Origin of the sequence: Nocardioides sp., from assembly GCF_041913365.1 — a bacterium.
Classification (GTDB): Bacteria; Actinomycetota; Actinomycetes; order Propionibacteriales; family Nocardioidaceae; genus Nocardioides.
Genome location: NZ_JAYSFM010000005.1, coordinates 151,665 through 165,675 on the forward strand (window position 1 = coordinate 151,665; position 14,011 = coordinate 165,675).

Annotated in this window: 12 protein-coding genes; 5 read left to right on the top strand and 7 right to left on the bottom strand. The window is 71.1% G+C overall.

The window, feature by feature from the left end; translation table 11 throughout:
• The first annotated feature begins 72 nt into the window (after positions 1–72).
• Both ACE3QY_RS13600 and ACE3QY_RS13605 read left to right on the top strand, forming a co-directional pair.
• A complete protein-coding gene (locus ACE3QY_RS13600) occupies positions 73–1,299 on the top strand; it encodes an Ig-like domain-containing protein (RefSeq protein ID WP_374456555.1) in 1,227 nt (408 codons plus the stop codon).
• Positions 1,300–1,568: 269 nt separating this feature from the next.
• On the top strand, positions 1,569–2,576 hold the full coding sequence (locus ACE3QY_RS13605; RefSeq protein ID WP_374456556.1) for a hypothetical protein: 1,008 nt from the start codon (positions 1,569–1,571) through the stop codon (positions 2,574–2,576).
• Positions 2,577–2,884: 308 nt separating this feature from the next.
• Here ACE3QY_RS13605 and ACE3QY_RS13610 read toward each other — a convergent pair whose 3' ends face one another.
• From ACE3QY_RS13610 to ACE3QY_RS13625, 4 genes are read right to left on the bottom strand one after another with little or no spacing between them, the layout of a single operon-like run.
• The gene (locus tag ACE3QY_RS13610; protein WP_374456557.1) at positions 2,885–4,651 is read right to left on the bottom strand and encodes a cytochrome bc complex cytochrome b subunit; all 1,767 of its coding nucleotides are present in this window, start codon (positions 4,649–4,651) and stop codon (positions 2,885–2,887) included.
• Positions 4,648–5,715 (bottom strand): Rieske 2Fe-2S domain-containing protein, encoded by a 1,068-nt coding sequence (locus ACE3QY_RS13615; RefSeq protein ID WP_374456558.1) that lies wholly within the window; start codon positions 5,713–5,715, stop codon positions 4,648–4,650. Before ACE3QY_RS13615 ends, ACE3QY_RS13610 begins: the two co-directional genes overlap by 4 nt.
• A complete protein-coding gene (locus ACE3QY_RS13620; protein WP_374456559.1) occupies positions 5,712–6,584 on the bottom strand; it encodes a c-type cytochrome in 873 nt (290 codons plus the stop codon). Before ACE3QY_RS13620 ends, ACE3QY_RS13615 begins: the two co-directional genes overlap by 4 nt.
• Before the next feature lie 41 nt (positions 6,585–6,625).
• A complete protein-coding gene (locus ACE3QY_RS13625; RefSeq protein WP_374456560.1) occupies positions 6,626–7,273 on the bottom strand; it encodes a heme-copper oxidase subunit III in 648 nt (215 codons plus the stop codon).
• Between the two features lie 66 nt (positions 7,274–7,339).
• Between ACE3QY_RS13625 and ACE3QY_RS13630 the strand changes: the two genes are divergently transcribed.
• Positions 7,340–8,419 carry a cytochrome c oxidase assembly protein gene (locus tag ACE3QY_RS13630; RefSeq protein ID WP_374456561.1) on the top strand — a complete coding sequence of 360 codons (1,080 nt, stop codon included), beginning with the start codon at positions 7,340–7,342 and terminating at the stop codon, positions 8,417–8,419.
• Between the two features lie 1,139 nt (positions 8,420–9,558).
• Here ACE3QY_RS13630 and ACE3QY_RS13635 read toward each other — a convergent pair.
• Positions 9,559–10,431, bottom strand: coding sequence for a glycosyltransferase family 87 protein (locus ACE3QY_RS13635; protein WP_374456562.1), 873 nt, complete (start codon positions 10,429–10,431; stop codon positions 9,559–9,561).
• 52 nt (positions 10,432–10,483) lie between these two features.
• On the opposite strand from ACE3QY_RS13635, the gene ACE3QY_RS13640 reads away from it, so the two are divergent.
• Positions 10,484–10,894, top strand: a complete 411-nt coding sequence (locus ACE3QY_RS13640) for a hypothetical protein (RefSeq protein ID WP_374456563.1) — start codon at positions 10,484–10,486, stop codon at positions 10,892–10,894.
• A gap of 42 nt (positions 10,895–10,936) precedes the next feature.
• Complete coding sequence (gene trpD / locus ACE3QY_RS13645) at positions 10,937–11,968, top strand: anthranilate phosphoribosyltransferase (protein ID WP_374456564.1); 1,032 nt, start codon at positions 10,937–10,939, stop codon at positions 11,966–11,968.
• 3 nt (positions 11,969–11,971) lie between these two features.
• Here the strand turns inward: trpD and ACE3QY_RS13650 are convergent, their stop codons facing one another.
• Both ACE3QY_RS13650 and ACE3QY_RS13655 read right to left on the bottom strand, forming a co-directional pair.
• Positions 11,972–13,360 carry a hypothetical protein gene (locus ACE3QY_RS13650; protein ID WP_374456565.1) on the bottom strand — a complete coding sequence of 463 codons (1,389 nt, stop codon included), beginning with the start codon at positions 13,358–13,360 and terminating at the stop codon, positions 11,972–11,974.
• A complete protein-coding gene (locus ACE3QY_RS13655) occupies positions 13,357–13,986 on the bottom strand; it encodes a hypothetical protein (RefSeq protein ID WP_374456566.1) in 630 nt (209 codons plus the stop codon). The genes ACE3QY_RS13650 and ACE3QY_RS13655 overlap by 4 nt, the downstream gene beginning before the upstream one ends.
• Positions 13,987–14,011: the final 25 nt, after the last annotated feature.

A 14,011-nucleotide genomic window follows, 5' to 3' on the forward strand; every position in this document is an offset into this window, starting at 1 on the left:
GAAGAACCCCTCCACGCCGTACGCTGGAGGGGTTCTTCCGTTCCGCCACGCTGTCCCAGGGGGTCTCGCCGCATGCGTCTTCGTGCGTCCCTGCCCGTGTCCATGCGCCGCCCGGCCCACCGACGTACGGCACTCGCCGCGGCTCTGCTCGCGGCCGCCGGCCTCGCCGGCTGCTCCACCGCCGGCGGCAGCCCCTCGTCGTCGGACGGGCCCGCTGCCGGCTCCGCGTCGGAGTCTGCCAAGCCCGAGCCGGTGCGCCTGACCACGAGCTTCCAGGACGCGCGTGCGGTGCCGATCGACGCCCCTGTGACGGTGGGCGCCACCGGTGGCACGCTCGGCACCGTCCGGGTGACCTCCGAGGCCGGCGAGCTGCCGGGTGCGGTGAAAGACGGCTCCTGGACCTCGTCGGAAGCCCTCGAGCCCGGCACCGACTACCACATCACCGCGAGCGCGGAGCGGTCCGACGGGAGCAGCGTGGAGCGCTCGCGCAGCTTCCACACCGTCGACCTGACCCTCGACGAGCAGACCTACGCCGCCGTCGCGCCGCTCGACGGTGAGACCGTCGGCGTGGGCATGCCGGTCATCGTCACCTTCGACGTGCCCGTGACCGACAAGGCGCTGTTCGAGAAGCACATGAGCGTGACGAGCACCCCGCAGCAGAAGGGCTCGTGGCGCTGGCTGAGCGACCAGGAGGCGCACTACCGCCCGGCGAGCTACTGGAAGCCCGGCACCGACGTCTCGGTGGACCTCGACATCAACAGCCTGCCCGCCGGCAAGGGCATCTACGGCCAGGAGGACCGCCAGGTCTCCTTCCACGTCGGCGAGGCGCACGTCTACAAGGTCAACGCCCGGACCCACCAGATGCAGGTCTTCTCCAACGGCACCCTGCTGCGCACCATCCCGATCACCACCGGCAAGCCCGGCTTCACCACGCGCTCGGGCACCAAGGTGATCATCGAGAAGTTCGCCGAGAAGCGGATGAACTCCGAGACCGTGGGCATCAACCGCAACAGCCCCGAGGCCTACGACATCGACGACGTGAAGTGGGCGATGCGGGTCACCTACTCCGGTGAGTTCCTGCACGCCGCGCCCTGGTCGGTGGGCTCGCAGGGCCACGCCAACGTCTCGCACGGCTGCACGGGCATGTCGACCGCTGACGCCGGCTGGCTCTACGCGATGAGCCGCCGCGGCGACGTCGTCGAGTACACCGGCACCGACCGGCCGATGACGCTCGAGAACGGCTACGGCGACTGGAACCTCTCCTTCGCCGACTGGAAGCAGGGCTCGGCCCTGGCCTGAGCGGTTGCCGCCCCAAGGTGGCGGCATACGACGTGCTGCCACTCGTGGGTGGCGGCATACGACATGGATCTCGCGCGAAAACGCGCTGTATGCCGCCAGGGTGCGGTGCGCGAGTGTCGTATGCCGCCACCGTGCGGTGATCGCACCCGGCCGCCGGCACCGGCTCCCGCGGGCCGGACAGCGTCCACAGGACTGACCGCAGCGGGGCTGTCCACAGTCCCCGCCGACTGCGGGGGAGTGCAGTCGCACGCACGGAGCACAGTGCGGCGATGCGCGATCACCACGAGGGTCAGGACCACACACGGCCACGCCATGAAGAGCCGATGCTCAAGCCGGTGGGTGCGCTGCGCGGCCACCCGCGCTCAGCGGCGTACGTCCGCGAGTCGCACGGGATCCACCGCAGGCGCGACCTGGGCGATGACCTGACGGCTGCCCTGCATGCCTGGCAGCTGTTGATGCCGAACCACGGATCCTTCACGGGGTTGACGTCCGCCGCGGTCCGGAGGTGGTGGCTCCCACCGATCCCGAAAGGGACGCCAGTGTTCATCGCCCTGGGGCTCGATGACCCGCGTCCCATGCGGATGGGGGTGCGCACGAGCCGTCACACGCGCCCCATCGGGTACGACGACTTCGAGGGCCTGCGGTGCGCCTCGATCCCCGAGACGTTGCTGGCCTGCGCCCGTGCCGTGTCCCTGATCGATCTTGTGGTGATGATCGACTGCGTCCTCCATCTCCAACAGTGCACCGTCAAGGACATCGAGGCGGTCATACGTCCGCGGCGCCCTGGGGCAAAGGCGCTGAAGCGTGCTCTCGCCTACGCCGACGACGCGTCAGAGTCGGCGTACGAGACGCTGCTGAGGCTGCTCCACGTCCTGTGTGGGATCGACGTGGCGACGCAGTACGTCGTGCGGGACGAGGACGGGGTCAAGGTGGCGCGGGCCGATCTTCGCATCGTCGGGACGCCTGACCTCCCGGAGTACGACGGTGACGAGCACGAGAAGGCACCTCGTCGGGTGAAGGATCGCCGCCGCGACCGCGCGATCGAGCGTGCCGGATACGTGCGGCGTGGATACACCGCCGGCGACGTCCTGCATCGCAGCGCGTCCGTGCTGAGGGATGCCGAGCGCTCCTTGGGCCTTCCCCACGATCCGGAGCGGATCCGGCCGTGGCTCGATGAGCTCCGGAAGTCCCTGTTCTCGCCCAGCGGGCAGGCGGAATTCCTGCGGCGTACGACGCCCCGCCTGCCCGAGCGTGCCCGCCCGGGCCGGATCGACTGACCGCGTCATGCGGGAAGTCGACGGCAGCGCGCGGGCTCCTGCGTCCGAGGGTGGCGGCATACGGCAGGGGCTGCTGTGTGGGTGGCGGCATACGACATGGATTTGGCGCAGGATCTGGTCGTATGCCGCCAGGGTCCCGCGAGGGATGTTGTATGCCGCCAGGGTGGCGCGACAGACGTCGTATGCCGCCAGGGTCGCGGGAGGGATGTCGTATGCCGCCACCCACGCGCGGCGCGTAGCGGTCCCGCGAGAACGACGAGGGCCCGCCGGGATGTCCCGGCGGGCCCTCGTCGTGGTCGAGCAGACGATCAGTGGTCGCGCAGCGGCACGTCGTCGGTGTCGCGGAGGCGGTGGTCGTCGAACTGGTGGCCGTCGACCGGGTGGTCGAGACCGGCCGCGAGCTCCGCCTCGTGCTCGGCGTGGTGGTGCGCCTCCTCGAGCTCGGCGACCGTCGGCTTCTGCACGTTGTGGACGTACATCCACCGCGACAGCCGGGCCCGCAGCCGCTCCGAGCGGCTGTTGGGTGCTGCCACGCCGGCGGCGTCGGTGTCGCCGGCGCCGGTGAACACCTCGTCGCGGTCACGGGCGGTGAGGGTGTAGGCCGTCTTCGGGTTGATCGGCAGGTGCCGCTCGGCGTACTGGCCCTCGGGGGAGCGGGTGATGATGCCCGTCTCGTAGCCGTGGAGGAGCTTCTCGTTGTCGTGGCGCTGCAGGGAGATGCACCAGCGGCGGGTGATCCAGAACGCCAGGAGCGGGCCGAGGAAGATCGCACCGCGCATGAAGTAGGTGATCTGGTTGATGCTGGCGTGCAGCTTGATGGCGATGATGTCGTTGCCGCCGGCGGCCCAGGCGAGACCGTAGAAGGTCATCAGGGCGACCATCACCGCCGTGCGCGTCGGCGCGTTGCGCGGGCGCTGGAGCAGGTGGTGGTCACGCTTGTCGCCGGTGATCCAGCCCTCGAGGAACGGCAGCAGGATCAGCACCGTCAGCATCAGCGGCGGCACCAGGAGGATCGGGATCATCACGTTCCAGGAGATCGTGTAGCCGAAGATCACCGTCTCCCACCCGCTCGGGATGATGCGCAGCAGGCCGTCGGGCCAGCCCATGTACCAGTCGGGCTGCGAGCCGGCCGTCACCTTGGTCGGGTCGTAGGGGCCGAACTTCCACACCGGGTTGATCGACAGCAGGCCGCCCATGAGGGCGACGACGCCGAAGACCATGAAGAAGAACCCGCCGGCCTTGGCGGCGTACACGGGCAGCATCGGGAAGCCGACGACGTTCTGCTCGGTGCGGCCAGGGCCGGGCCACTGCGTGTGCTTGTGGTAGACGAGCAGCAGCATGTGGGCGGCGATCAGCGCGAGCAGGATGCCGGGGATCAGCAGCACGTGCACGATGTAGAGCCGGGGGATGACCGCCTCGCCGGGGAACTCGCCGCCGAAGAGCAGGAACGACATGTAGGTGCCCGCGACCGGGGTGGCCTTCAGGAAGCCGTCCGCGGCGCGGACGCCGGTGCCGGAGAGCAGGTCGTCGGGGAGCGAGTAGCCGGTGAAGCCCTCGAGGGTGCCCAGGAGGAGCAGCAGGCAGCCGATGACCCAGTTGAGCTCACGCGGCTTGCGGTAGGCGCCCGTGAAGGCGACGCGGAGCAGGTGCACCATCATCGAGGCGATGAAGATCATCGCGGCCCAGTGGTGCATCTGGCGCATCAGCAGGCCGCCGCGCACGTCGAAGGAGATGTGCAGCGTCGAGGCCATCGACTCCGACATGCCGATGCCGCGGAGCTGGTCGTAGGAGCCCTCGTAGGTGACGTGGCCCATCGACGGGTTGAACCACAGCGTGAGGAACACGCCGGTGAGGAGCAGCACGACGAAGCTCCACAGCGCGATCTCGCCGAGCATGAAGGACCAGTGGTCGGGGAAGACCTTGCGGAGGTTCTTCTTCATCGCCGTGGCGAGACCGAGGCGGTCGTCGGCCCACGTGGCGAGGGACCCGGCGGGGCCGGGCTTGGAGGCGGTCGCGGCCTCCGTGCGGTTGCTCGTCGCGACCGTGCTGGTGTCGAGCCTGGAGTCCGTGCTCACTGCTTCTCACGCTCCCAGTAGCTTGCCCCGATGGGCTCGGTGAAGTCGCTCTGCGCGACGAGGTAGCCCTCATCGTCCACTGCCAGGGGCAGCTGCGGGAGGGGCCGGGCAGCCGGACCGAAGACGACCTTGGCGTGGTCGGCCAGGTCGAAGGTCGACTGGTGGCACGGGCACAGCACGTGGTGCGTGGTGCGCTCGTAGAGGGAGATCGGGCACCCCACGTGGGTGCAGATCTTCGAGTAGCAGATGATGCCGTCGACGGTCCACTTCTCCCGACCCTCGGCCGGGATGATGTCGTCGGGGTCCATCCTGACGATGATGATCGCGCCCTTGGCCTTGTCGACCTGCAGCTGCGCGCCGTGGAGCTCCTCGTAGCCGTTCTCCTCGGTGGGGAACAGGGCCTCGGGAGCGGCGTTGATCAGGTCGCCCATCTCGATCTCGCTGGCGAGGATCGGGGTGCCGACCACGTCGCGGACCAGGCGCATGCCGGGCTCCCAGATCGTGTGCGCGAGCTTGTCGATGTCGAGCTCGTCGCCCGGCGCGAGGTCGCGGAGCAGCACGATGGCGGGCAGCCCGAGCACGCCGACCGCGCCGAGCATGGTGTTGCGCACGAGCGGGCGGCGGCCGATGCCGGCCTCGTCGAGGCCGTCGTTGAGGGCCTGGATCGTGGCCTCGCGGTCCTCGGGGGGCGAGGCGGCCGGGTGGCGCATCTCGACGATCTCGACGTCCGACATCAGCTTGCGGGCGAGATGGATGATCGCGACGCCGATCAGCAGCAGGGTGATGCCCAGGGTGACGCCGAGCGCCACCGTCGAGGCGCCCATGCCGGCGAAGGTGTCCCAGTTGTCACCGACGTCGAGGGTGAAGTAGGCGACGACGAACAGGACCGCGGAGACCATCGAGGCGATGAACATCGCGGCGATCTGGCGCTCGGCGCGCTTCTCGGCCTTGGGGTCGACGTCGGTCGGGCGCCACGAGTGCGGCGGCAGGCCCGGGTCGGGGATCGGCTCGGCCTCGCGGTGCGTCGGCACGTGCGACTCGTGCGGAGGGGTCTCGATGCTCACGCGCTCACCTTGCTCTTCTTGCTCCGGGTCGTGTGCGAGGCGATCCACACCGCCGCGCCCACGAGCGTGCCGATGCCCAGCAGCCACGCGAACATGCCCTCGGACACCGGCCCGAGGCCGCCGAGCGAGAAGCCGGCGTACTCGGGGGTCTCCTGGATGCTGTCGAGGTAGGCGATGACGTCCCGCTTCTCCTCGGGGGAGAGGTTTCCGTTGCTGAAGTTGGGCATCTGCTGCGGGCCGGTCAGGAGGGCCTCGAAGATGTACTTGCCCTCGACGCCGTGCAGGCTCGGGGCGTAGCCACCGCGGGGCATGGCACCGCCGTTGCCGTTGAAGTTGTGGCAGGCGGTGCAGTTGGTCAGGAAGATCTGGCCGCCGCGGGAGATGGCCTCCTCGCGCTCCTCCTCCGAGAGACCCTCGATGGAGTAGTCGGACTCGTTGGGGATGGCCGGGCCGGGGCCGAGCGAGGCGACGTACGCCGCGAGGGCAGCGGTCTCCTCGTCGGTGAACACGGGCTTCTTGCGGGGCGCCTGTGCGCCGGGGCTCGCCATCGGCATGCGACCGGTGCCGACCTGGAAGTCGACGGCGGCGGCACCCACACCGACCAGCGACGGGCCGATCTGGTAGCCCTCGCGCACGGTGGGCATGCCCTCACCGTTCTTGCCGTGGCAGAACGCGCAGCTGGCGAGGAAGAGCTCCTTGCCCTGCGCGACCTGGTCGGTCTCGCTCGGCTGGTTGTCCGCCTGCGCGGGGGCCAGGGCCGTGTAGAGGGAGCCGCTGATCAGCAGTCCCAGCAGCAGCACGACGAGACCCGCAAGAGGTCCCCGGCGGTGCCGGGAGAGGCGACCTGCGGTTCGGTTCAGCAAACGCACGTTGAGTCCTTGCCGGTTGCGACGGAGATTGTCGGGGGTGCTCACTTGATGACGTAGATCGTGAAGAACAGGCCGATCCACACCACGTCGACGAAGTGCCAGTAGTAGGACACCACGATCGCGGTGACGGCTTGCTCGTGGGTGAATCGTCGGGCCAGGTAGGTGCGTCCCAGCACGAAGAGGAAGGCGATCAGGCCGCCGGTGACGTGGAGGCCGTGGAAGCCGGTCGTGAGGTAGAACATCGTGCCGTAGGCCGAGCTCGGGATGGTCACGCCCTCGTGGATCAGCTCGGCGTACTCGAGCGCCTGGCCGCCGATGAAGATCGCGCCCATGACGTAGGTGAGGACGAACCACTCGCGCAGGCCCCACTTGGTGAAGTTGAGCAGCCCGCCGGTGCGTCCGACCTGACCGCGCTCGGCGGCGAAGACGCCCCACTGGCAGGCGAAGGAGGACGCCACCAGGATCGCGGTGTTGGCCGTGGAGAACGGCACGTTGAGCTTCTCGGTCTCCTGCGCCCACAGCTCGGGGCTGACCGCGCGGATGGTGAAGTAGGCCGCGAACAGCGCCGCGAAGAACATCAGCTCGCTCGAGAGCCAGATGATGGTGCCCACGCTGACCATGCTCGGTCGGTCGTGGTGCCCGTGCAGACGGGATGCCGGAATCGCTGTTGCAGTCGCCACGGGCCTCATTATGGCTGCTGTTCCGGACGGAGGGCACCCCGACCCCCTGTGTTGTCGCGTCATAAAGTTCACAGCGTGCTCATCGCCCTGCCCCTGCTCTCAGGAGAGGCCTCCGAGACCCTCCCGCGATTCACGCCCGGACGGGTCCTCACCGACTGGGGGATCGACCCGATCCCCTTCGTGGTGACGGTCTGGGCGGTCGGGTTGTACGCCCTCGGCGTGGCCGCGCTGCGCCGGCGCGGGGACCGCTGGCCGGTGGGCCGCACGCTGGCCTTCGTCGGACTGGGGATGGGGTCGTTCTTCGTGGCCACCTCGTCCGGCCTGGGCCGCTACGACACCACGCTGCTGAGCGTGCACATGGTCCAGCACATGGTCCTGTCGATGGTGGTCCCGCTGGCCCTTGCCCTCGGGGCGCCGGTGACCCTCGCCCTGCGCACCCTGCCCGCCGCGCCGCGCCGCTGGCTGCTCGCCGTGCTGCACTCGCCGGTGGCGAAGGTGCTGGCGTTCCCACCGCTGGCGTTCGTGCTCTACGTCGCCTCGCCGTGGGCGCTCTACTTCAGCCCGTGGTACGACGCCAGCCTGAGCTCGACGTTCGTCCACCAGATGATGCACGTGCACCTCGTCCTGGTCGGCACGCTCTTCTTCTGGCCGCTGATGGGCGTCGACCCGCTGCCCGGCCGGGTCGGCTACCCGTTCCGGGTGCTGCTCACGATCATGACGCTGCCGTTCCACGCCTTCCTCGGCGTGACGATCATGGGGCAGACGACCCTGATCGGCGGCGAGCACTACCTCGCGCTGCGCGAGGGGCCCATGGGCGCGTGGTTGCCGCCGGCGCTCGAGGACCAGCACCTGGCCGGCGGGATCCTGTGGGCGAGCGGCGACCTCATCGGCGTGCTGTTCTTCGCCGTGCTCTTCACCCAGTGGGTGCGGCAGTCGATGCGGGAGGCGTCGCGGGAGGACCGGCGGCTCGACCTGCAGGACTCAGCGGCCCGGCGTGCGGGCTCCGTGCCGAGGACGGAGACCGGGGTCGAGCCAGATGCGGCGGACCAGGACGCTCAGCAGCCCCGCCACGACGACGGCACCGACCGCCACCGTGGGGGAGACGGACACGGCCTCGACGAAGCTGTTGTGCGTCCACACCTGGGCGAGCGGTAGCCCGAGGCCGTTGTTGACGGCGCCCACGGCGATGGCCAGCGTCTGCACCACGAGCACGGGGGTCAGGAGCCACCGGGCCACCCGTCCCGTGCGCGGTGCCGAGAAGGCGAGCGCGGGCGCGCTGCACAGCAGCAGCTCCAGAGCCATGCGGTAGCCGTAGACGGAGTCGCCCCCGGGGAAGATCACCTGAGTGGACTCGGCCACCACGAACACCAGCCCTGCAGCCGCGAGCGCTCGGCTCCAGTCCGGGAGCGTGCGCCAGCTGCGCACCAGGGCGGGCAGGAGGAGCAGGATCACCGGGGTCCAGACGAGGATGCCGCGGTCCGGTGACACGAACAGGCCGAGCAGGTTCACCGGGTCGAAGAGGCCGTCGGGGCGCCACTTGGCGACGTCGTCGGGGTTGTAGTAGCCGACCGGGTTCCAGACGCCGTACATCCACCGGGTCCAGAGCAGGTCCACCCCGAGCAGGACCGTCGAGGGGAGCCCGACCTTCGCCGCCAGGCGCCAGTCACGGCGCAGGACGGCCAGCGTGAGCCCGAGCACCGCGGCGATGATCGCGGTCTGCGCGCGCCCGAGCACCGCGACGCCGGCGAGCACCCCGACGAGCCACCAGCGCTCACGCGCGCACGCCCAGCCCATGGCTGCGATCGCGACGACCGTGACGGTGTGCGGCCACACGCCGTTGGCGGCGACGCTCCACACCGGCGTCGCGAAGGCCAGGACGAAGGTGGCCAGCGACGCCTCGCGCACCGGGAGCCGGGTCCGGACGGTGGCGTGGAAGAACGCCACGGCGAGCCCGGTCACGAGCGCGGCGGTCACGGCCGCGGGGACCAGGGTGAACGTGTCGCCGCCGCCGAGCTGCGCCCAGAGCCAGTACGCCGGCACCGCCAGCATCATCGGCCCGGCGGACCGGCCGATGATCTCCCGCCCGTCCGCGTCGAGGACGACCCAGATGGCCCGGCCGGGGTGGTCGTCCAGCGGGGCGTAGGTGAACTGGTCGAGGTAGGGGCGGCCGTTGGTCGCGAGCTGCCACGACGCGAGGTTGGTGGTCAGCACGTCGCCGTTGATCTCGGCGTACGCCGCCGTGGCGAGGTAGACGCACGCGGCGGCGAGGAACCACCACAGCCAGGACGGGGCCCTCATGCGGAGCCGGTGTCCTCGCGGTCGGCGGACCGCACGACGGGGGCTCCGGGCGCGCCGGGGTCCACGCCGCGCGCCGCCGCGGTGAGCCGGGGGATGGCGGCGAGGAGCGTGAAGGACCCGTTCCAGATGAACGGGGTGGCGAGGACCATCGCGACCGGGAGCACCCAGACCCGGTCGGTGCGCGCGGCCCAGACCACGAGCAGCACGGCGACCGGCAGGCGGTAGAGCGGCCCGGGGATGAACTCGTAGCCGACCGCTCCGTCGGAGATCCGGGCCTGGTCGACGAGGAAGCCGATCCAGTCGCGCCACAGGTCGGGCGCCACGAGGGCGGAGACGACGACGAGGCCGGTGGTGGTGGCGACGACCCTGGCCAGGGCCGACCACTCGCCCCGCGCGGCGAACCAGACCGGGCCCAGGCACGGGGTGATCTTGGTCAGGGCGACGAAGGCCCACAGGTGGGGCAGTCGCAGGCCGAGGACGGCCACGACGGCCATCGGGATGAACACGTTGCCCGACATCACCTCCTGCGAGCCCGCGAGCCACAGCGGGACGGCCAGGGTGAGGGGGAGGGGGCGGAGCAGCCAGGCCAGCCCGACGGCGTTCACCGCGATGAAGAAGCCGGCGAAGGCCGGCCACGGCAGGTGCGTGAGCGGCCACACCAGCTGCGCGAACACGGGGCTGTAGAGGTAGTGCCCGGGGTCGCCGACCGAGCCGTCGTACATCGCGCCCTGCCAGGCGTTCCAGTAGGCGCGGGCGTCCCAGCCGGGTCCGGTGAGATCGAGGTGGACCTGCGTCTCGATGAGGCCGACGCAGGCCAGCAGGAAGCACAGCGCGACGGCCGGCAGTCGCTTGCGCAGGTCGATCTCCACCGTGCGGAGCCTAGGGGACATCGCGGCGCACGGCGTGGATACGATGGACCTCGTGAGCGACACCACGAAGCCGTTGAAGGTCCTGGTCTACAGCGACGACGTCAACACCCGACAGCAGGTCATCCTCGCTCTCGGTCGTCGGCCGCACCCCGACCTCCCCGAGCTGGAGTACGTCGAGGTGGCGACCGAACCCGTCGTGCTGCAGAACATGGACTCCGGCGAGATCTCCCTCGCCATCCTCGACGGAGAGGCCGTGCCGGCCGGTGGCATGGGCATCGCCAAGCAGCTCAAGGACGAGATCTACCAGTGTCCGCCGGTGCTGGTCCTGACTGGTCGCCCGCAGGACGCGTGGCTCGCCACCTGGTCGCGCGCCGAGGCCGCAGTGTCCCACCCGATCGACCCGATCCAGCTCGCCGAGGCCGTCATCGGCCTGCTCCGCAGCAACGTCCCGGCCACGTCCTGAGCCGGACCGGCCGTGCGCCGGCCCGGCCACTAGCCTGAGGCCATGTCCCACACGTGGCCCGATGTCCTCTCCACGCTGGTCGCCGGCGGCGACCTGACGACCGAGCAGGCGCGTTGGGCCATGGACGAGGTGTTCGCCGGCGCGGCGACGCCCGTCCAGATCGCCGGCTTCGTGGTGGCGCTGCGGGCCAAGGGCGAGACCGTGGGGGAGCTCTCCGGCATCGCCGCGGCCATGCTCGCCGCGGCGAACCCGATCTCGGTGCCCGGCCGGCTGCTCGACATCGTCGGCACGGGCGGTGACCGGTCGATGTCGGTCAACATCTCGACCATGGCGGCGATCGTCGCGGCCGGCGCCGGCGCGCGCGTCGTCAAGCACGGCAACCGCTCCGCCTCGTCCCAGTCCGGGTCCGCCGACGTGCTCGAGGCGCTCGGGATCCGCCTCGACCTGAGCCCGGCGCGCGTCGCCGAGGTGGCGGAGGAGGCCGGCATCACGTTCTGCTTCTCGGCGGCCTTCCACCCGGCCATGCGGCACGCGGCGGTGCCGCGTCGCGAGCTCGGCATCGCCACGGCCTTCAACATCCTGGGCCCCCTCACCAACCCGGCGCGGCCCCAGGCCCAGGCGATCGGCTGCGCCGACCCGCGCATGGCGCCCGTCATGGCGGGAGTCCTGGCCGAGCGTGGCGTCGACGCGTGGGTCTTCCGGGGTGACGACGGCCTCGACGAGCTGACGACGACCACCACCTCCACGGTGTGGCGGGTGCGCGACGGCGCGGTCAGCGAGGTCGTGGTCGACCCGCTCGCGCTGGGCATCGCCCGCGCCACGACCGCCGACCTGCGCGGTGGCGACGCCGCCCACAACGCCGACGTCGTACGTCGGGTGCTGGCGGGCGAGCCCGGACCGGTGCGCGACGCCGTGCTGCTCAACGCGGGTGCGGCGCTCGCCGTGCATGGTGCGCCCGAGGAGGAGGTCGAGCCCGCGCTGGCCGCCGGCGTCAGCCGGGCGGCGGAGGCCATCGACTCCGGGGCGGCGGGCCGAGCCCTGGACGGCTGGGTCGCCGCGACCAGTCGGGCCTGAGCCTCACGAGCCGGGCGGCACCAGCAGCACGAAGTCGTCGTCGCCCTCGACGCGCGTCCACCCCAGTTGCCGCTCCACGGCGTAGCCGAGAGCGGAGCCCGGGTCGAGGAGCGCAGCATCGGCGTCGAGGTCGGCGACCAGGTCGTCCCAGCCCGGCTCGAGGCGGACCAGGTCGGCGTTGCGCTCGAGCTCGGCGTCGGTGAAGACGTCGCCGTAGCCGTGCATCACCAGCTCGAGGTCGGGGTGCTCGGCGAGGACGTAGGCGCCGCTCGGCCAGTCGTTCAGCACCCTGGCGCCGGACGGCAGCGCGGCCAGGCGGCTGTCGACCCAGTCCGGCACGACCTGCTCGGACGCGCGGCGGGCGGCTGCGACGGCCAGCGCCGTCGTGGCGACCAGCAGGATCACCAGGAGCGCGGCCAGCTCGGGTCGCGAGAGCGGGCCACCCTCGGGGACGACGCGCTGGATCGCCGCGGCGAGCAGCGGGGCGAGCATGAAGGCCGCGACGGGGGTGGTCCGCACGGAGTAGAGGGCCCACGCCAGCGCGAGCAGCGCGAGCAGCACGTGCACCCAGTGGACGGGGGCGGAGCGGAGGCCGCTCATCAGCACGAGCGCGATGATCACCGCGAGCACGGCGGCGGCGGGCTCGGTGAAGTCCGTCGGTCCCCACTCGGAGAAGTACGACGCGCGCGAGCCCACGTCGAGCAGGGCGCGCACGACCGAGGGGCCGAGCGGGTTGAGGACCGCCACGAGGAGGGACAGCACCGGGACCGCCGCCAGGCGCAGGAGCGGACGCCCGCGGACCTCGCCCTGCAGCGCGATGCCCACGACCGCCACGGCAGAGATCGAGATGCCGATCGGCCACATGCCGTGGAGCATCGGCCAGGCCCAGGCGAGGCCGACCACCCACCAGCGGGGGCGCCCGTCGCGGGCCGTCTCCAGCCAGGCGTACGTCGTGGCCACGACCAGCAGGTAGCTCAGCAGCTGCGGCCGCGCCGAGAGCCCCGGCGACGCCGCCATCATGGCGACCGCAGCGGCCATGGCGGCCGGCAGCGGGCTCGCGAACCGGCGGCCGGCCACGTAGAGCAGGACCGCGGCGACCAGCTGGAGGAGGCCACCGGCGAAGACGACGCCACCGATCCCCAGGTGGTCGTCGAGCCAGGCCATGCCGATCTGCGGCAGCCACTGGGTGGGCACCCAGTCGGCGGTGTCGAACACGCCGAGGTGGCCGGGGTGGCGCAGGCCCCAGGCGCCGGAGAGGAACTCGTGGCCGAAGCGGAGGTGGAACCAGGTGTCCGACACCGCCGGGGGCACGTGCTGGGTGCGCACGATGGCGCCGAGGACCACGGCCAGCGCGGCGAGCGGGACGACGCGCCGGACCAGGACGGTGATCATCCAGCCACGTCCAGCACCCACGAGTCGCCCTCGCGGCGGAACCCCAGGCGGTCGTAGTAGGCGCCCACCATCGAGGGCGGGGTGACGACGCGGCGGATGCCGAGCTCGGCGAGCAGGCCGCTGCGCCGCCAGACGAACTCACCGGGGGAGAAGTCGCGGTAGCGCGGGGTGACGTAGTCGAGCAGCACGTGGGCGGTGCCCGCCTCCTGGCGCAATAGGACCACCCCGACCGTCTCGTCGCCCTTCTGGACCAGGAAGGCGTCCTGGGTGTCACCGGGGTCGTGGACGAAGTCGGGGTTGAACCGGAGGATGTCCTCGCCGTGCACGCGCAGGACGTGGCGGAGGTACTCGTCGGCCGGCCCGACCTGGAGCACCTGGAAGGCCGTCTCGTCGTGCCTCTCACGCAGCATCTTCACGATGAACCACGCGTTGATGGCGACCAGCACCGTGTTCATGCCGACCATCGGCCAGACGTCGAGCACGGCGTTGAACACGATCAGGATCACGCAGGCGATGCCGTTGAGCACCCGGAGGCGCAGGACGCTCGCCTGGAGCAGGGAGTAGACGAGGAGGGCGCTGCCGCCCCACCCCAGGAGGTCGAGCCAGTGGTCAGCGAGCCAGGTCACGGCGGGAGCCTACTTCCCGCCGTGA